Source organism: Gimesia alba (assembly GCF_007744675.1).
GTDB classification, from domain to species: Bacteria; Planctomycetota; Planctomycetia; order Planctomycetales; family Planctomycetaceae; genus Gimesia; species Gimesia alba.
Genome location: NZ_CP036269.1, coordinates 3,741,250 through 3,758,731, shown reverse-complemented (window position 1 = coordinate 3,758,731; position 17,482 = coordinate 3,741,250). Strand labels below are relative to the sequence as shown.

Genomic DNA, 17,482 nt, shown 5'->3' with positions numbered 1-17,482 from the left:
ATGACAGGGCGGTGGTTCTGGTTCCATTTCAGCAGTGATTTTGGATTGTGATTCGACAGGCGGGCGGCCACATAGGGCCGCGCCCTACTTTTGGTGAATGAATTCGTGATCTGGTGTTGCCAGTCGATCTATTGGTTTGCTGCTCGCTGCGTGAGACCCGGATGTGCATCCGGGCTTACCCGGTTCAAATGAGCGTTTGTCAAATTTTGAAACTCGTGAGGCGGGCGAGCACATAGACTTGTCGCTACCAGAGAGAACATCATGATTGTGAAACGGATTGTTGCGAACGGCGTGAGTGGGTCAAGAGGAAAGGGAATTTTGATGTGGTGCGGACGGGGGTTGGGAGTGTGTCTCAAGGGGCGGAGAGTGGACCGTGTGGTGTTGGTAATGCGCCGATGTGTGTCGACCCGCATAACTTTTGGAGGATTCCATTTGAAAAATCAGTCTGAAACAAGCGTTTTTTTGCAGTTGCGGTTAAAACCGGTTTCACAGTTTCACCTGAACCAGCAGTGCTCACGCGCGCGACGCGCAACAAGGGTTATCGCTGGTGGCACGGCGTGGTCAAGACCGATTTTTTCAGGTGCCGTTGCGGAGGTTCAGCAATGGTGAATGAGAGTCACATGAGCAAGGTACTGCAATGTGAGAGTAACCAGGGTTCGACTCGCCTTGGTATCACCCCAAAAACAAAAGCCATAACCCGGGTTGAGTTACGGCTTTAAAAGTGCCCCCGCTAGGAATCGAACCTAGAACCTACTGATTAAGAGTCAGTTGCTCTGCCAATTGAGCTACAAGGGCTTTTGTGATTTTTGGTATTTTAGTTCGCTGAAAATCATCCGACAAGCGAATCGATGGACCTTCTCTGTGTTGGTTTAAAGATTTATCGTCAGGTAAGTCGCAAAACATCGGCAAACTTATTTGAAAATCAGGAACCGGCCGTTTTTTTCGCAGCCGGCTCCTGGTTTCAAAATCAAAACTCGTACTCAGAACTCTGGAATCAAATCTGGTCCAGAGCCTGTTTGAGATCGTTGATTAAATCGGCCTGATCTTCCGTTCCGACTGACAACCGGATGAAATCAGGAGTCACGCCGGAACTGGCTTGTTCTTCCGGTGTCAACTGCTGATGCGTTGTGCTGGAGGGGTGGATGATCAGCGATTTACTGTCGCCCACATTTGCCAGATGGGAGAACAGTTTCACGTTGTTAATCAGTTTAATTCCGTTGGCCTGCTGTTGTTCTGGTGTATCACCCTGAATCCCGAAACCAAACACAGCACCACTTCCGTTCGGAAGATACTTTTGTGCCAGTTTATAAGAAGGATGTGATTCCAGACCACAGTAATTGACCCAGGAGACCTTAGGATGGCTTTCCAGGAATTGGGCAACGGCCAATGCATTCTCGCTGTGCCGCTCCATTCTCAAGTGCAATGTTTCCAATCCCTGCAGGAACTGGAAGGCGTTAAACGGACTCATGGCTGGTCCCAGGTCGCGGAGCAGCTGAACTCGAATCTTGAGGACATAAGCAACGTTCATGCCACCAAAGGTCTCATAGAATTTAAGACCGTGATAGCTGGGATCTGGTTCGGTCATCCCGGGGAATTTTCCGTTATCCCAGGGGAAGTCCCCTTTTTCGATGATGATCCCGCCGATGGAAGTTCCATGCCCGCCAATGAATTTGGTACAGGATGCGACGACGATATCTGCACCATGCTCAAAAGGTCGAATCAGAGCAGGGGAGGCCAAGGTGGTATCGACAATCAGAGGAATTCCTGCATCATGCGCAATCTTGGAAATGGCTTCGAAGTCGGGAATGTCGCAACGGGGGTTTCCAATGGCTTCGACGTAAACGCATCGGGTGTTTTCATCGATGGCGTTTTTGAAGTTTTCCGGATCGCTCTGATCGACAAACTTGGTCTCGATGCCGAACTTGGGAAACGTGTAATGGAACAGATTGTAGGTCCCGCCATACAAACTGGAGGACGAAACGATGTTCTGACCGGATTCGACAATATTGAGAATCGCCAGCGATTCTGCAGCCTGACCGGAGGCGACGGCCAATGCACCGGCTCCCCCTTCCAGAAGGGCCAGTCGTTTTTCAAGCACATCACAGGTGGGGTTCATCAACCGTGAGTAGATATTGCCGAACTCCTGCAAGCCGAACAGTCTGGCCGCGTGATCAGTATCGTTAAAGACATAAGAAGTTGTCTGGTAGATCGGAACGGCCCGCGAATTGGTGGCGGGGTCAGGTTCCTGACCGCCGTGCAGACAGAGAGTCGCTAATTTCAATGCTTCGGCATCCATTGTAAAACCTTTTTTGTAATGGGAATGATTCTGCTATTAAAAGCACAATTGATATTTCAGAGAACTCAAATCATCGGAAAATCAAGCGAAAAGGACGCGTGTCATGATCCGAGTCGAGTTACAAACGAGGCGAATTTTGCAGAGGAAAACAGCCCCTCAGAACAATCTGCCATCCTATCGATGTTGATCGTAAAAAACAATTCGCCCGCAGGGATCTCTTGACTGAACCGTGCATTCTCGAAAACTGGAGTGATTACCTGACTTACGCTGAAAAAGAGCACATTTTCCCCTGATTGGCCAGATTAGATTTTCGTTCCGAATTCCACTTTCCTACAATGAATGATATCTTGAACCGAAACTTGTTGGTTGAAACTTCATTTTGAGACCTTTGGTGAAGAAAGTACAACTATGCCACGCCTGCTGACCGTTAAAACGCTCTCCCTGCTATTATTCTCTGCGTATCTTGGCTTGAATTCGACAGCCGTTTCTATGGGAAAAGAACCAAAAGCAACGACACCTGACCAGCCGGGGCTGGTGATGCAGGAATTCGTTTATAATGACGCCTCGTTTCCTTCGTGCCATGCCTCGACGATTGCAGAAACTCCCGAAGGTCTGGTCTGTGCCTTTTTTGGCGGGACCGCGGAAAAGAACCCGGACGTGGAAATCTGGTTGTCTCGAAATGAGGGAAATGGATGGACTGCTCCCGTCAGTGTTGCCAACGGCGTGAAAGATGCTTCGAAACGCTGGCCTTGCTGGAATCCGGTTCTGTTTCAGACGAAACCGGGAACGTTGCTGCTGTTTTATAAAGTGGGGCCGAATCCCAGCGAATGGTGGGGGATGCTCAAAGTTTCTCACGATAACGGCAAGACCTGGGGCGCCGCCAAGCGCTTGCCGGACGGCTTTGTCGGCCCGGTTAAGAATAAGCCGTTCCTGCTAGCAGACGGCACACTGCTCTGTCCCGCCAGCACCGAACATGATGGCTGGCAGCTACAGATGGAGTGGACTCCCAACCTGGGCAAAACCTGGCATCGCACCGGTCCTCTTAACGATGGCCGAAAAGTGGCGGCGATCCAGCCTTCGGTACTCCGCTATGGAGATCGTCTGCAGATTCTCTGCCGCAGCAAAGGGGGAAAAATCGTCGAAGCCTGGTCTGACGATGAAGGACGCTCCTGGAGTGAAGTCACCGAGACGACACTCCCCAACCCCAACAGTGGAACCGATGCGGTAACCCTGAAAGATGGCCGGGCTCTCTTGGTTTATAACCCGACTACCAAAGGGAGAAGCCCGCTACATGTCGCTGTTTCTTCCGATGGAAAACACTGGAAAACGGGTCTGGTTCTGGAAAACCAGAAAGGGGAGTACTCTTATCCTGCTGTAATTCAAACAGACGACGGCAAAGTGCATATCACTTACACCTGGAAACGCGAGTTAGTCAAACACGTGGTCCTCGATCCTGCGAAGCTGCAACTCAAAGAGATTGATTGAGAGGCAGAGTCAATTGGCTGAATTGAATCCCGATTCTCCACGGAAACGTAATCGCAGAAACCTACCCTGGATCCTGTTTCAATGGATCCTGCAGGTTCTCTTTGCGTTCTGGTTGCGTTATCAGTCGCGTGGAAAAGAGCAATTGCCGGCAGAGGAGGGAGGCTTAATGGTCAGCAATCACCAGAGTTTTCTGGACCCATTGCTGATTGGCCTCCCACTGAGCCGCCCGGTCAGTTTTATGGCCCGCGACTCACTGTTTCGAATTCCAATCCTGGGACCATTCCTGCGCTATGAGTTTGTGATTCCCATCAGCCGTCGCGCAGCCAGTTCAACCAGCTTTCGTGCTGCCATTCAGAATATTGAAGATGGAAACTTTGTTGGCATCTTTCCGGAAGGGACACGTTCCGAAGATGGCGCAGTCCAGCGTTTTAAACCTGGTTTTTTAGCCTTATTGAAGCGAACCGACTGTGCCATCTATCCGATTGGGATCGCGGGTGCTTTTCACGCACTGCCACGCGGAGCTTACTTTCTGCGTCCGTGCCCGGTGCGAGTGATATTCGGCGAACCAATTCCCTCGACGCTGGTCAGGGACTATTGTGAACGGGGTGCGGAAAAAGAATTACTGGAACTCACCCGACAACGTGTTGCTGAATGCCAACAGCAGGCCGAAGAATGGCTGCTACCTGAACACATCCGCTGATTTCTGTTCGAGTCGGGATTGTCATTTCAGTGCGGCTGCATTATGGTTTTCCCATATCAACTCAAAGTGACAGGACAACTCTTTTTTTCTTGAGCAGGAACATACCATGTCGGAACGGATTCTCAGTATTTCCGGTTTAAGGGGCGTTGTGGGGAATGGATTGACGCCCGACTATTTAACGCGTTTCGCCGCAGCCGTGGGCACGATCGCCAACAAAGGGACGGTTGTTTTATCACGAGACGGCAGGGCCAGCGGAGAAATGGTGCGTCACGCGGTCATCGCCGGCCTGATTTCTACGGGCTGTCGGGTGGTTGATGCCGGCATTGCGACGACTCCCACGTGCGGCGTGCTCGTGACGCATCTCAATGCGGCGGGTGGGATTCAAATTACGGCCAGCCACAATCCGATTCCCTGGAACGGTCTGAAACCCTTTTCGGCGGAAGGTTCCGTCTATAACCGGGAACAGGGCGAGCAACTGCTGGATGTGCTTAACAACGAAAAATTCAACTATGTTCCATGGGATGAACTCGGGACTCTGGAAGTTTATGATAATGCCGCCGGCCCGCATATTGTCCGCGTGCTGGAACTGGTGGATGTCGAGCAGATCCAGCAACGGAAGTTTAAAGTGGTTCTGGACTGCAATCATGGTTCGGGCGGGGTCGCGACGCCTCAATTACTGGAAGCACTCGGCTGCGAAGTGATCGTTCTGGGCGAGACGCCAGACGGCCAGTTCGAGCATACCCCGGAACCGCTCAAGGAAAATCTGACGGGGCTCTCTGAAGCGGTCGTCCAGCACAAGGCGGACGCTGGTTTTGCACAAGATCCGGATGCCGACCGGTTGGCAATTGTTGATGAAACGGGTCGCTATATCGGCGAAGAACTGACGCTGGCGTTGGGAGCCGACTACGTTCTGGCGCGGACTCCTGGCCCGATCGTCGTCAACGGTTCCACCAGTCGCGTGACCGCGGATATTGCTGCAAAATACAATTGCCCTTTTTTCCGCTCGTATGTGGGAGAAGCACACGTCTGTGCCAAAATGAAACAGGAAACCGCGATTATTGGCGGAGAAGGAAACGGGGGCGTGATTGACCCCAAAGTGGGCTACGTCCGCGACAGCTATGTCAGCATGGCTTATGTGCTGGCTGGTTTAGCCGCTTCCGGTCAAACATTGAGTGCCTGGGCCGATTCGCTGCCGCAATACAGCATTGTCAAAAACAAAATCACCTGCCCGCGCGAGCAGGTTGATGATGCCTGTAAAGCACTCGAAAGCCATTTTGATGATGCTACCGCTTCTTCGGGTGACGGCCTGCGACTGGATTGGGATGACCGCTGGGTTCAAGTCAGAGCCAGCAATACGGAGCCGATCATTCGCGTGATTGCCGAAGCACCGCAGCAGAAAGAAGCGGAAACGCTCTGTAACAAGGCGATGGAAATTGTCGAAAAAGCGGTTGGTTGAGCTATAAAAAAATGGAGTAAACATTCAGCACGATGTTTACTCCATTTTGACTCAAAGATCGGGAACGTTATCCTTCCCAGCGGGTTTTCATAAATTCCAGACCTTTGGTTGCTAAATGCTCTTCTGTCGGGAACATCTTCCGCCAGATGCGAGTGGCGGCTGCCAGTTCGGGCAGTGCCAGGCCGAAGGCTTCAATCATCAACCAGCCATCGTAGTTGACTTCTTTCAGAGCAGAAAACGTTTCGTCCCAGTTCACGCCGCCTTCACCCGGAGTGGAGCGATCGTTTTCAGAAATGTGGACATGCACCATCTGATCAGCACAGGCTTTGACGGCCCCGGTGATCGATTTCTCTTCAATGTTCGCGTGAAACGAATCGTACATCATTTTCAGATTGGGATGATTCACTTCGCGTGTGAACTGGGCACAGTCTTCTGCACAGTTCAGGAAATAACATTCGAAGCGATTTAAATATTCGCAGACGAGCGTCACGTTAAGGGTTTGTGCATAGTCGGCTGCTTTGGCCAAGGTCTCTTTGCCGTAATTCCATTCGTCGGCTGTCCGTCCGGCGCCGGTGAACTCACCCAAAGCAGAGTGAATCGGCCCACAGATATGAGTGGCTCCTGAAGCGGCACACATATCAAGCATGCGTTTCAGTCGCTCGAGGCCGGCTTCACGGATTTTCGCATCGGGGGAAATGGGATTTTCATCAGGCGTGCAGACTGTGACGGCAGTACACTCTAAACCTAATTCAGACAGTTTTTTGCCAACCAGCGAAAACTTCTTTTCATCGGCTTCGAAAATCGGCAGCTCGACGCCGTCATAGCCCCAGCCTTTAATCTGTTCCAGCAGTCCAAAATGCGATTCATTCACATCGGATGTCCAAAGCAGCATATTCAAGCCGTACTTCATAGTTGTTTTCTTTCAATCAATTGAGATTCAAAATGCTCAGGCGGCAATAAATCGTCGAGACGCTTTTCTACGATTCTTCGGCCTGTTTTCAGTATGGAAATGGTTTCCGCGGGTAATGCTTGTAGTTTGACTCGTTTCATCACTTGATTCAAGCGTACCAACAGTCTTTGTGAATCCAGGTAATCCCTTAAAAAACCTTCTTTAGAAAAATGGACGAGCCAGAGCTTCAACTGATCCGTATTTTTCGTGGCCATTTTGTTGGTCGCCTGTTCGATTTCCACTGGATCAATCTGCTCGAAGGCTGCGTAATACTGGTCAATCAATCCCGGGTTCTGATCCATTAACACGCCGTCCAGCAGGAGTTCGGTGACAATATGCCCCAGAAACCCAACCCGTGCATACTCATCGTCGGCAAAGAGTTTACGGAACAGGAGTGATAAATCGGTGCTGGTTTCCAGAAAACCTTGAGTAGAATGAAACCAATGATCGTCTTCCAGATGCTGCTGGATTCCGGAGGCGACTTCGGTTTGAATGGTTGAGTCATCCCCAGTAAACGGAATCACATTTTTCATTCGCAGTCGGACACGACGATCAACCACCGCCAACAGGTCGGGCAGGGCAGTTCCCACTAGATAATACGGACGATCAACAAACCTCATCCCGTGCGCAAAATAATTCATGAAAACGCTTTATTGATGAAAGTCAGGAGAATTCAGCGTGAAAATTCTATCGTAGCCGATCCTACGAGAAATTTACAGTTTCCGCGAAACATCTCTGGAATTCGTTTCGCTGTGATCAGGGACAGGCCCGGAAAGCGGCGATTCATCCTGGTTTTACATATAAATCTGATCTGCCTTGCGCGAGAACGGGGCTCGGGACATTGGCTCTCACAAGAACGGCGCGTATAATGCCTGAGATGTGACCGGGCCCCTCTCCCTTTGATTCTGTGCTGAAAGTAAAACATGCCTGATTCGCCTCTTAATTTAATGTTCCTGTTACGGGATCAAAGCGCGCATATTCAATCGGCGTGGGAACAGATTCATAATCACCTTCAAGCACAATCCTCGGTTTACGTCTCTGCGGTTTCAATCATCGAAGATTTTTCTCCCCATGATTCTGAGGTTGATTTGGTTGTTGTACTCGGGGGCGATGGTGCGATTCTCAGGGCGTGCCGCCAAATGCGGCTCAAACAGTTACCGATGATCGGCGTCAATCTGGGGCGGTTGGGTTTTCTGGCAGACCTGACACCAGAGGGATTCTGTAAGAATTTCGCCTTGATTTTAGAGCGAAAATACAAAATCGTCGAACATCTGATGTTTGAATGTAAGCATATTAAGGCAGATGGAAACGTTGATTCCTATCTTGGGTTAAACGAAGTCGTCATTAGTTCGGCGGGAGCGTTGTCGATGATCGATGTCGAATTGGCCGTGGATAATGAGCTTGTCACAACCTACAGCGGGGACGGCTTGATCATCAGCACTCCCGTTGGTTCGACTGCCCACAGTTTGTCCGCAGGAGGTCCGATCCTGAAACAGGACCTGCAGGCGTTTGTGATCACCCCGATTTGTCCACATACGCCCTCGAATCGTCCGCTGGTTGATAACGCGAATTGTCTTTACTCTTTGACCGCCGCGAATGTTCCGGAGGGAGCCATGCTGGTGATTGATGGACAAATCAAGGTCCCGTATTCAGCCGGCGACCGACTGGAAATCACCAAAGCGTCGGTCACATTTAAGCTCGCGCGCATCCCGGGATTCAACTACTATTCCCGACTCAATCGCAAATTAGGCTGGGGTGGACAGCCCAAATATGGGGCAGAGTAGTCTGTTCACTCAAAAATATCCTCTCTGCGGCAAAAATGGCCTCCCCATAAAATCTCCGATCTGATAACCTCACCACAGGTTATGGAGAACTGACAACCATTTTTAGAGGGAAGGAGTCCCTGATGCGGTCTTTTGTGTTCTGTGTGCTTTCATTTGTGCTGAGCCTGTCAACGCTAGCATTACCGGTCACGTTTGCGGAAGAAGACGCAACGGAATATACGCTGCGCTATAAATTCAATCCCAACGAATTTGTCCATTATCATGTGGATTCACTGAATAAAATCGAGGTTCAATTAAACCAGAACAAAGAAAAGACTGAAAACAGCACGAAAACCTTGAAACACTATCGCGTGATCTGGGTTGATGAAGAGGGAAATGGCACACTGGAAACCATGATTGACCGGGTGCAAATGAGTGTCAAATTCGACAATAAAACACCAGCCACCTTTGACTCTGCAGATAAGAACCAGAAAGTTCTCAAACAATTCGAGCCGATTCAGGCCAGTATCGGCAAGCCTTCTCGTATCGTCTATTCCCCTATTGGAAAAGTCATTTCTAACGACAAAAAAGAGGAGAAGGAAACCCCGAATACTCCAAACCAGGGATTTCTGATCCCGCTGCCTGAAAACAAGGTCAAAATTGGTGATAGCTGGAAGGAAGAATACGATGTGGAAGTCTCAGTGGGAAAAACCCTGAGGAAAAAAGTCCCCATCCGCCGGACTTTTACGCTGGATTCCGTCGAAAATCAGACCGCAGTCATCACCTTCAAAACCAAAATCATGCTCCGTCTGAATGACCCCAAATTAGGGCTCCAACTCATTCAAAAGACCCCGGCCGGGACGATTAAACTGGATCTCGACCGTGGAGTCATCCTTTCACAGGACGTCTCCCTTGATAAAGCACAAGTCGGAGTCTTTCAGGGCAAGGGAGCAATGCGAGCTGTTTCGACGCGCGTCGAAACCCTGGTCGACCCAACAAGCCTGGCCCAGAAAGATACGGAATCCGACACAAAATAACGAACTTCCTTTGCAGAATAGCACACTACCAGATCCAGGATCGATGATCTCGCATCCAACCATGACCTTTCTGGCCCCGGTATTGCTTTTTTTGAAGGCTGACAAGTACTTATGTGTTGACGCTGACAACAATTATTTTACACTTAGAGATCGCCGTGAAAGTATGTAAGCCCTTGCAGACTGCCACTTCTCTTCACCCTCAGGCCTTGTTCATGAAACTGTGAACACATCCTGAACAATCTTCGTGCTCCATGTACTTTGACGTGGAAAATCTCGGGGATGCTGCGAAAGAAGAGCCGGTTGCCAAACAAGGCTTCAACTAAATCAGAAAGATGCGTCACTAACAATCACTGCTTCTATTGAGAACGGACATGAAACGGGTTGAGCTTTCTCCACAATTAACCAGCTTGCTGAAAGTAGCCAAGCGTTTGGCCAGTGATTGTGAGATTGAAGTCGTCTTCCTGTTGGCCGATATCCCGTACGATTTCCTGGAAATCAGCAAATCACTCGGGAAATTACGACTCGTTGTTTCCTCAGATAAGCCTGATGTCCAGCGCGCCGCACAAGAAGACGGCATTGCTCTGGTCCCTCTCATTCATGAGCCACAGACCCGGCAAGTTCAGATCAGCCAGGCCATTCTGGAGGCGATTGCTGATGAAATCCTGGCATCCGGGGATCGCATTATTGCTCTCTATGCAGGCTTTGAACGAGAACACGCCGATTCATTAAGTATCGTCAGTCTCGCAGATCACTTGGCCAAACTGACCTCACGTGATTTGCAGCGACTTGAGACCAAAGTTCCACTCCAGACATTAAGAACCGTCGTAGATCTCGCAGTCGAAATTGGACGGGAAGGGCGGGAAGGAAAACCGGTTGGCGCTTTATTTGTCGTCGGAAACCATCGCAAAGTCTTATCTCTGTCGCACGAACAGGTTCACGATCCCTTTAAAGGCTACTCACAAAAAGACCGGATGGTGAGCAACCCCCGCGTCAAAGAGAGCATGAAAGAACTGGCGCAAATCGATGGTGCCTTCATTATCAGCTCAGATGGGGTCGTCCAGTCTGCTGGACGGATTTTAAACGCCTCTGCTGAGGGATTAACCCTGTCGAAAGGCTTGGGCGCCCGTCATTGGGCCGCCGCTGCCATCTCCAAAGAAACCGGTGCCATCGCCATTGCGGTATCGGAATCAACGGGAACCGTCCGGATCTTCCAGGACGGTTATGTCGTTCTGCGAATTGAGCCGATGAGCAGTGCGATGAAATGGTTCGATTTTGATACCGAACCCCCTCAATCTGAGTAAAACACGACAGCCTCACCAGGTTCACCCCTGGACCTATCATCGCCTTTTATAAGCAGATACGCAGATTTTCCCAAATATTCTCTTCCCTTAAATTGTAATATTTGCTATGAAACTCTCGCACAATGCGAACATCGATCCGTTTCCGTTTTGATGACGACTCTGAACGATGACAGGGCCATTCCATTTACCTGACTTTAATGAACCATAAAGTGAGTGGCCTGCCTGGTAATTCTGTGTTTTTTAAGAGCTTGTTCAGCGGGAAGGGAGTCCCATGTCGAATGTAGCGATCAAACTCATCGCCGTCACTGGTGTTGTAGGCCTCGGCGTCTTGATGTTTCTCCAGGCACAGAAAGGCATCCAGTCTGGTAATATTGAAAACCAGATAGGACAGCTGGATGTATTGGAATCAGTGGATTCCCAATCGGCAAGCTCACAACCTGAAACATCAATGCTTCCCGACCAGACTGAACCCCAGGTAGGCGAGATCAAAATTCCTCGCGATAAGGTTCCTACCGAACTCTCTGAACTGACAGCACAAAACGCCACACCGATCAAGTCAAAATCAGAACCGCCATTCGCCCCGAATACAACCCCAAGTTCTTCCAAAATCAAACTTACAGCGGCTACAGAAGAATCGGCCCTCGACCTCCAGGATGAAAATGAGTTCGAACCTGAGGATAAAAATGCCTTCACCCCTCCTGCCAAAGGTCTGGATTTTCGTGAACCTCCCGCATTGAAAACGCCAGATTTCGATGAAAACCCCTTTGCTGAATCCGCACAGCCAGCGACGACAGAAAAGCAGAAGGCGGCAATGACAGCCCCCCTGGAATCAGAATTCAAAACGGGCCCACAATTTGGACTGGATACGAACTTCGATAACACGCCAGCCCCTGAAGATACAAAAACGAAAATCCCACCACGGGAAACCATTTCCAAATCGGCTGAAGCTGTCAGCCCCTTTGAGCAGGAAGCAGCGCCGGTGAAACCAACTCTGTCTCCTACCCCTGAGTTACCGACGGCCACTGATAATGAACGGAAAAGCCAGGAAAATCCGTTTTCGGGAAATACGTCTCCTGCCACAAAACTGGAGACTGATGACTCTCCGTTTGAAATCAAGGAGGGGAGTCTCCCTGCAACTCCCAAGGTCGATTCCAATCCCTTTATGACGGTCCCCAAGGCCGAGGAAACACCTGAAGCGAAGCCGCTTGCGACACCGCCGGCTGAACTACCAACACCGGAAGTCGAGCAAGAATTCAACCCGTTTGGAAATGAACCTGCTGCAAAACCAGCAGAGCCGGCTCAGCCACTCGAATTGAAGTTACCTGAAAGCACTCCACCAAATTCAGCGAACAACGAGGAAAAGCAAGCCAATCCCTTTTCGGTAGAACCAGAGAAAACCGCGAACGACTCGACACCAGCTCCTCTGGAAACCACTCCTCAACCAGAACCGACACCGGCTGAAGAACCGTCTGATGTAGTCGTCATCAAAAAACGGAAAGAGACTGCTCCACAGGAACCACCACTCTTTACGATTGAAGGCAAAACAAAAGCACAGAATACACCAGCACCACAGCCGATTCAAATTGCACCTGCTTCTGAACCCAAGCCATTGAATCTCGTCGAGGGAAATCAACCTGTTCCTCAAGAGCCGGCAAAATTGTCAGCCCAGCAAAAGACGCAATCTCCGAAAATGACGATTCAGAAAGTGGCGCCTCCCGAAGCCATTCTGGGGCAGCCATTCATTTATCACGTGCTTGTCAAAAACAGTGGCACCACATCGGCCCAGAACGTCGTTGTCGAGGATCGTATCCCCAAAGGGGCTAAATTAACAGGCACCATTCCTCGTGCAGAACAGATAAAAGATCGCATTATCTGGCGACTGGGAGAAATGAGCCCTGGGATGGAAAAGAAAATATCCATCCGAGTCATCCCTGAAACAGCCGGACAAATCGGCAGTGTTGCAACCGTGAATTTCGTCACGGAAGTTGCCTCTGAAACAAAAATCACTTCTCCCAAACTGGTGATTCAGTCGGACCAGCCGGGAGCCGTCAAACCTGGTGAGATTACCGTCGTTAATTACACCATCACTAATTCAGGCACAGGTGATGCCAAAAACGTTTACATTCGCAGCATCATCCCTCCACAATTCACTCACCCTGGAGGCGATGACCTGGAATACAATATCGGCGTCATTCCTGCCGGTGGAACCAAACAGGTTCAATTGAAACTAAAAGCCATCAAGCCCGGTGCCGGCAAAAATATCTCCAGCGTTATGGGAGATGGAAATCTCAAAGCAGAAACCGAAGTTCCTCTGAAAGTCATTGGGAACGGCGAACAGTTTCTATTAACCCGCAAAGGCCCCAAAAACAGGTATCTAGGGCGTTCCGGTGTCTATGAAAATACAATCGCAAACAACACAGAAAAGCCAATTCAAAATATCTCCGTCTTCGAATCAGTCCCTCCCGGGATGAAGTTTGTCACAGCCTCGGCCAACGGACAGTTTGATACCGTCCGCAATGTCGTCCAGTGGGACATCCCGGAGTTAGCTGCCAGTGAGCAGCGAGTTTTGACTGTTGAACTGGAGCCCATTGAAGTTGGTAAACTGATCAGCACAGTCCAGGTCGTCACCGACAACAACACAAAATATTCGGCTAACCTGCAGTCAGAAGTCACCGTCATTGGTCAACCATTACTGAAAGTGGAGACCAGCGAATTAAAGGGCCCTCTTGAAGTCGGCGAAAAAATGGCGATGCAGATTCAGCTCGTGAATCAGGGGAGTGCCTCTGCTACGAATGTAGAATTTCGCGTCAAGATCCCCAATGAACTGGTCTTTCTCGCAGCCAAAGGTCCGGTCCGCTATAAACAGGCAGGCTCTTACATCATCTTTGAACCTGCTCAGGAATTACCCGCAAAGCAGGCGTTAAACTTCGAGCTCTCTTTCGCAGCTCAAAACAAAGGGGATGCTCGCGTTTTAGTGCAGGTTCAGTCGAAGCAGATGCAAAAGCCACTGAACCAGGAAGAAGCGATTCCTGTATTGGAAAAGTTACAGTAGAAATGCAAAAACAAGTGCTCCCGTTTCAATAACAGAAGCACTTGTTTGCTTTATGACTCCAGTTCTACATTCCAGTATGTTTCACTGATGAACCGGGACCAGCTGTCAATTCGAATGCTTTGCATCGCATAAAATGGCTTCCACTTCGGACGCACAGGTTCTTTCAACAGCTTCATCCTTGCCTGACGTGGCGTATGAGCCGCTTTACGCGAATTGCATTCAACACATGCCAGCACACAGTTTTCCCAAGACGTTTCACCGCCCTGGGAACGTGGCAAGACGTGGTCGATCGTCAGTTCTTCACTACCGGGTTGACAACCACAATACTGACAGGTAAACCGGTCACGTTTAAAAACGTTACGCCGGCTGAATGTCACTACATTGCGAGGCACGCGATCGTACTTCAACAGCGTAATCACTTCCGGTACCCGAAATCGGGAATGACTGCTCTGGATCGACAATTCATCGTCTTCCGGCTGCAGCTTCGCCCAATCCGACCAGGAATAGGTCTGATAGTCGGCAGGGTCAACCACGCGTGCCGTTTCATTCCAGATTTTAACCACAGCACGAGCCACCGTCGTCACACCGACTGGTTGCCAGTTCCGATTGAGTATCAGCGTTGGCCGCTGCAGCGTTGATGCCACCATGATTTCACCATTCCTGTAATTCTAAAAACAAGGGTGTTCGAGGGGAATTGAACCCACCTCCTTAACAGTCACAGTGTTACGTGCTAACCTTTACACTACGAACACCATATCGAATTCTCACCAAAAGCGGAAGGCATGGGATTCGAACCCACATGCCCAAACGGGCACACGCATTAGCAGTGCGGTCCGGCGAGCCATATCCGGCTACCTTCCTCAAACCATTTTTCCTCATATTCGACCCGGTTTCTGCATGATTTCCAGAAAAATCGGATTGCAGAATCCAACGCGGAAGCCGTGGGACTCGAACCCACAAGCACTATGCAGCACCACCGGTTTTCAAGACCGGGCCCTCATCCAGCCGGATGACTTCCGTATCAAATTTACTTAATACAAGTCAAATACCCCGTGCGGGAATTGAACCCAGCATCACCGGCTTGAGGGGCCGGTATCCTTGCCATTAGACCAACGGGGCAAAATGGTCTCTCCATTCGTAAGTGGATCGGGAGGTGCTCGAATCCTCGTCTGCGATTCTTCAGATCGCCGCTATACCATCTCAGCTACCGATCCCTGAAAAAAAAGCCCGATGTCGTGAAAACACCAGGCCAGATCTACAAACAGATTTTTCACGACCAGGTGCTACAAACGGAGCGGATGACTTTCCTCTGTTCCTCGGGAGAACGAAAGATCGTCATTACTCATGCTGAATCTAAACACCATGTCGTTTAAAATCACGTGAAAGCCTGTAGTTAGAAAAAGAAGTCTCACTCGTTACTTAATAACGATTTGCATCGTTCCTGCTAATTACTATGACGTAACAACTGAAAAAAAGTTCGCATGAGATTTCATAATTTTTGAATCACAAAGGAAGAATTCGAAGTTCCCGGTAGACGGACCATTCCCTACTCAAGCTCCGTACTTTTCAGGAGACGACCGCAATGGGATTCCACAAAATCTTCACCGATTTGATCAATCCCTCTTGACCTGAACACACATTTTATATCATATATTATATATCATATAATTAATCTAATTATACCAGATGTCTAATTAATCGTTGTTTTCTATTACTCTAATTGTTGAGGGCTAAAAAATGTGGATATCCAGACCTCAAAAACGTCACGGGTTTACACTAATCGAATTACTGGTTGTCATAGCCATTATCGCGATTTTAATTGCCCTCCTGCTCCCGGCAGTTCAACAGGCACGCGAAGCAGCACGTCGATCGACCTGCAAAAACAACCTGAAACAGTTAGGTCTGGCGTTACACAACTACCATGATACGTTTAGCGTTTTTGTCCACATGATGGGAGGGACTGCCAATGGTCGCTGTTTTGGTGGGTCTCCTGTCACGGATGGATGTGGAACGGGTTCGTTTGGTACTGGAAACGAAAGTCGTGTCAGCGGATTTATTGGGTTATTGCCATACATTGATCAGGCACCATTGTTCAATCAAATTTCCTCACCTCTGGGAAGTTACCCGGCATTTGGTTCATCTAGAGACGATGGTGGCTATGCCCCCTGGAAAGTCAAGCTCTCTTTAATTCTTTGTCCGTCCAATCCTACCCCAGCCACGTATCGCAACTTCGGATGGACAGTTCCCCAGAGCTATGTCTTCTGTATGGGAGATACCATCAACAACTGGGGCGTCCGAAACACCCGCGGTCTGTTTGGATTTCAGTCCAGCACCCGAATGCGTGATATTATCGATGGCAGCAGCAACACCATTATGTTGGCAGAGCGGGGCATCTACTCCGGAAATAACCGTGACGTTCGCGGACTCGCCGCCAATGGAATCAGTTCCGTTTTGACAGCCCCCAACACCTGCTTTGCCACCGCCAGTGGCGGACTCTACAACGCCGGACAAAGCGTCCAGCGAGACAGACACATGGGTGGCATGTGGCAACACGGACAACCTCATTTTGCCGGTTTCTGCACAGTACTCCCCCCGAACAGTCCTTCCTGTATGTCCAACACTCACGGCGACAGCTGGGCTCTCGCCAGTTCCAGCAGCTACCACGAAGGCGGCGCCCATATCCTGATGGCAGATGGTGCAGTCCGTTTCATCAGTGAAAATATCGATACTAGAAATCTGGGAGCAGCTCCTGCCACCACAGGTCCCAGCAACTATGGCGTCTGGGGTGCCCTCGGTACCAAACAGGGGCGCGAGACGATCGGCGAGTTTTAATTCTACGACTCTGAACCGTTCGTTGATCTTAACTTTATACCTCATTCCTTCCAGTGAGAGATGATCATGTTTTTCTCGCAATACTTCGCCCGACAACAATTTCTGCTTCTCCTGCTTGTCCTCGGCTTAGCAGTTGGTTGCTCGTCTGCGTCTCTTGATATTCCTGACACCGCCTCCGTCAAAGGGACCGTCACCTACAAGGGAGAGCCGCTAAAAGGGGCTTCGATTGTTTTTTCCACTACCGCCACGAAACCCTCAATGAATGCCACCATCAATGCGATCACGGATGAAAAAGGGCAATTCGAGCTTAAATCCTATTTTGGTGCGCGCACGGAAAAAAGAGGAGTGATTCCAGGAACATACAAAGTCACCGTTTTGAAAATGGTCCCGCCGGGGAAAATGACAGAAGCAGAGTACCAGGCCAAAGTGACAGAAGCAGATCGGATTGTGTCGGGGGGTGGAGTCCTCACACAGACACAAACACCACCGGAATTGAAGCAACTGATTCCACGTCAGTACTCTGACGTGACAGTCTCAGAACTGGAAGCAACCGTTGTCGCAGATCAGGAAAACGAGTTTCAGTTTGATTTGAATTAATCGCCGGCAAACTT

General features: G+C 49.8%; 13 protein-coding genes and 6 tRNA genes. 9 read left to right on the top strand and 10 right to left on the bottom strand.

Annotated features, from left to right (window positions below; all coding sequences use genetic code 11):
* Positions 1-722: 722 nt before the first annotated feature.
* Positions 723-795 (bottom strand) — tRNA-Lys (locus Pan241w_RS14125).
* A gap of 199 nt (positions 796-994) precedes the next feature.
* On the bottom strand, positions 995-2,296 hold the full coding sequence (locus Pan241w_RS14120) for an O-acetylhomoserine aminocarboxypropyltransferase/cysteine synthase family protein (RefSeq protein WP_145216802.1): 1,302 nt from the start codon (positions 2,294-2,296) through the stop codon (positions 995-997).
* 408 nt (positions 2,297-2,704) lie between these two features.
* Between Pan241w_RS14120 and Pan241w_RS14115 the strand changes: the two genes are divergently transcribed.
* The 3 genes from Pan241w_RS14115 (at position 2,705) to glmM (ending at position 5,937) form a co-directional block, all read left to right on the top strand.
* Positions 2,705-3,781, top strand: coding sequence for a sialidase family protein (locus tag Pan241w_RS14115; RefSeq protein ID WP_145216799.1), 1,077 nt, complete (start codon positions 2,705-2,707; stop codon positions 3,779-3,781).
* 13 nt (positions 3,782-3,794) lie between these two features.
* Positions 3,795-4,481 carry a lysophospholipid acyltransferase family protein gene (locus Pan241w_RS14110; protein WP_145216796.1) on the top strand — a complete coding sequence of 229 codons (687 nt, stop codon included), beginning with the start codon at positions 3,795-3,797 and terminating at the stop codon, positions 4,479-4,481.
* A gap of 106 nt (positions 4,482-4,587) precedes the next feature.
* Positions 4,588-5,937 carry a phosphoglucosamine mutase gene (gene glmM, locus Pan241w_RS14105; RefSeq protein WP_145216793.1) on the top strand — a complete coding sequence of 450 codons (1,350 nt, stop codon included), beginning with the start codon at positions 4,588-4,590 and terminating at the stop codon, positions 5,935-5,937.
* 67 nt (positions 5,938-6,004) lie between these two features.
* Here the strand turns inward: glmM and Pan241w_RS14100 are convergent, their stop codons facing one another.
* Positions 6,005-6,847, bottom strand: a complete 843-nt coding sequence (locus Pan241w_RS14100) for a sugar phosphate isomerase/epimerase family protein (RefSeq protein WP_145216790.1) — start codon at positions 6,845-6,847, stop codon at positions 6,005-6,007.
* Positions 6,844-7,527: a hypothetical protein gene (locus tag Pan241w_RS14095; protein WP_145216787.1), complete on the bottom strand. Its 684-nt coding sequence runs from the start codon at positions 7,525-7,527 to the stop codon at positions 6,844-6,846. The genes Pan241w_RS14100 and Pan241w_RS14095 overlap by 4 nt, the downstream gene beginning before the upstream one ends.
* 282 nt (positions 7,528-7,809) lie before the next feature.
* Between Pan241w_RS14095 and Pan241w_RS14090 the strand changes: the two genes are divergently transcribed.
* From Pan241w_RS14090 to Pan241w_RS14075, 4 genes are all read left to right on the top strand, one after another.
* Positions 7,810-8,670, top strand: coding sequence for an NAD(+)/NADH kinase (locus Pan241w_RS14090; RefSeq protein WP_145216784.1), 861 nt, complete (start codon positions 7,810-7,812; stop codon positions 8,668-8,670).
* A gap of 122 nt (positions 8,671-8,792) precedes the next feature.
* The gene (locus Pan241w_RS14085) at positions 8,793-9,686 is read left to right on the top strand and encodes a DUF6263 family protein (RefSeq protein WP_145216781.1); all 894 of its coding nucleotides are present in this window, start codon (positions 8,793-8,795) and stop codon (positions 9,684-9,686) included.
* Positions 9,687-10,057: 371 nt separating this feature from the next.
* Positions 10,058-10,987 (top strand): DNA integrity scanning protein DisA nucleotide-binding domain protein, encoded by a 930-nt coding sequence (locus Pan241w_RS14080; RefSeq protein ID WP_145216778.1) that lies wholly within the window; start codon positions 10,058-10,060, stop codon positions 10,985-10,987.
* Positions 10,988-11,258: 271 nt separating this feature from the next.
* Positions 11,259-14,039: a DUF11 domain-containing protein gene (locus tag Pan241w_RS14075; protein ID WP_145216775.1), complete on the top strand. Its 2,781-nt coding sequence runs from the start codon at positions 11,259-11,261 to the stop codon at positions 14,037-14,039.
* Positions 14,040-14,089: 50 nt separating this feature from the next.
* On the opposite strand, the gene Pan241w_RS14070 is transcribed toward Pan241w_RS14075, so the two are convergent.
* From Pan241w_RS14070 to Pan241w_RS14055, 6 genes are all read right to left on the bottom strand, one after another.
* Positions 14,090-14,686 (bottom strand): HNH endonuclease, encoded by a 597-nt coding sequence (locus tag Pan241w_RS14070; RefSeq protein WP_145216770.1) that lies wholly within the window; start codon positions 14,684-14,686, stop codon positions 14,090-14,092.
* Positions 14,687-14,718: 32 nt separating this feature from the next.
* A tRNA-His gene (locus Pan241w_RS14065) sits at positions 14,719-14,791 on the bottom strand.
* Between the two features lie 22 nt (positions 14,792-14,813).
* Positions 14,814-14,899, bottom strand: a tRNA-Ser gene (locus tag Pan241w_RS29415).
* A gap of 73 nt (positions 14,900-14,972) precedes the next feature.
* A tRNA-Ser gene (locus Pan241w_RS29410) sits at positions 14,973-15,057 on the bottom strand.
* A 28-nt stretch (positions 15,058-15,085) separates the two neighbouring features.
* Positions 15,086-15,158 (bottom strand) — tRNA-Glu (locus Pan241w_RS14060).
* A 23-nt stretch (positions 15,159-15,181) separates the two neighbouring features.
* Positions 15,182-15,253: transfer RNA gene (locus Pan241w_RS14055), tRNA-Phe, on the bottom strand.
* 523 nt (positions 15,254-15,776) lie between these two features.
* On the opposite strand from Pan241w_RS14055, the gene Pan241w_RS14050 reads away from it, so the two are divergent.
* Together Pan241w_RS14050 and Pan241w_RS14045 are read left to right on the top strand one after the other, a co-directional pair.
* Entirely contained in the window at positions 15,777-16,871 is a 1,095-nt protein-coding gene (locus Pan241w_RS14050) for a DUF1559 domain-containing protein (protein WP_145216767.1), read from the top strand.
* Between the two features lie 66 nt (positions 16,872-16,937).
* Positions 16,938-17,468 (top strand): carboxypeptidase-like regulatory domain-containing protein, encoded by a 531-nt coding sequence (locus Pan241w_RS14045; RefSeq protein ID WP_145216762.1) that lies wholly within the window; start codon positions 16,938-16,940, stop codon positions 17,466-17,468.
* Positions 17,469-17,482: the final 14 nt, after the last annotated feature.

Bases quoted from the DNA above. Each gene is read 5' to 3' on its own strand.
- Pan241w_RS14085 (WP_145216781.1), top strand. From the start codon at position 8,793: ATGCGGTCTTTTGTGTTCTGTGTGCTTTCATTTGTGCTGAGCCTGTCA.
- Pan241w_RS14100 (WP_145216790.1), bottom strand. From the start codon at position 6,847: ATGAAGTACGGCTTGAATATGCTGCTTTGGACATCCGATGTGAATGAA.
- Pan241w_RS14120 (WP_145216802.1), bottom strand. From the start codon at position 2,296: ATGGATGCCGAAGCATTGAAATTAGCGACTCTCTGTCTGCACGGCGGT.
- Pan241w_RS14045 (WP_145216762.1), top strand. From the start codon at position 16,938: ATGTTTTTCTCGCAATACTTCGCCCGACAACAATTTCTGCTTCTCCTG.
- Pan241w_RS14070 (WP_145216770.1), bottom strand. From the start codon at position 14,686: ATGGTGGCATCAACGCTGCAGCGGCCAACGCTGATACTCAATCGGAAC.
- Pan241w_RS14080 (WP_145216778.1), top strand. From the start codon at position 10,058: ATGAAACGGGTTGAGCTTTCTCCACAATTAACCAGCTTGCTGAAAGTA.
- Pan241w_RS14090 (WP_145216784.1), top strand. From the start codon at position 7,810: ATGCCTGATTCGCCTCTTAATTTAATGTTCCTGTTACGGGATCAAAGC.
- Pan241w_RS14115 (WP_145216799.1), top strand. From the start codon at position 2,705: ATGCCACGCCTGCTGACCGTTAAAACGCTCTCCCTGCTATTATTCTCT.
- Pan241w_RS14075 (WP_145216775.1), top strand. From the start codon at position 11,259: ATGTCGAATGTAGCGATCAAACTCATCGCCGTCACTGGTGTTGTAGGC.
- Pan241w_RS14095 (WP_145216787.1), bottom strand. From the start codon at position 7,527: ATGAATTATTTTGCGCACGGGATGAGGTTTGTTGATCGTCCGTATTAT.
- Pan241w_RS14050 (WP_145216767.1), top strand. From the start codon at position 15,777: ATGTGGATATCCAGACCTCAAAAACGTCACGGGTTTACACTAATCGAA.
- glmM (WP_145216793.1), top strand. From the start codon at position 4,588: ATGTCGGAACGGATTCTCAGTATTTCCGGTTTAAGGGGCGTTGTGGGG.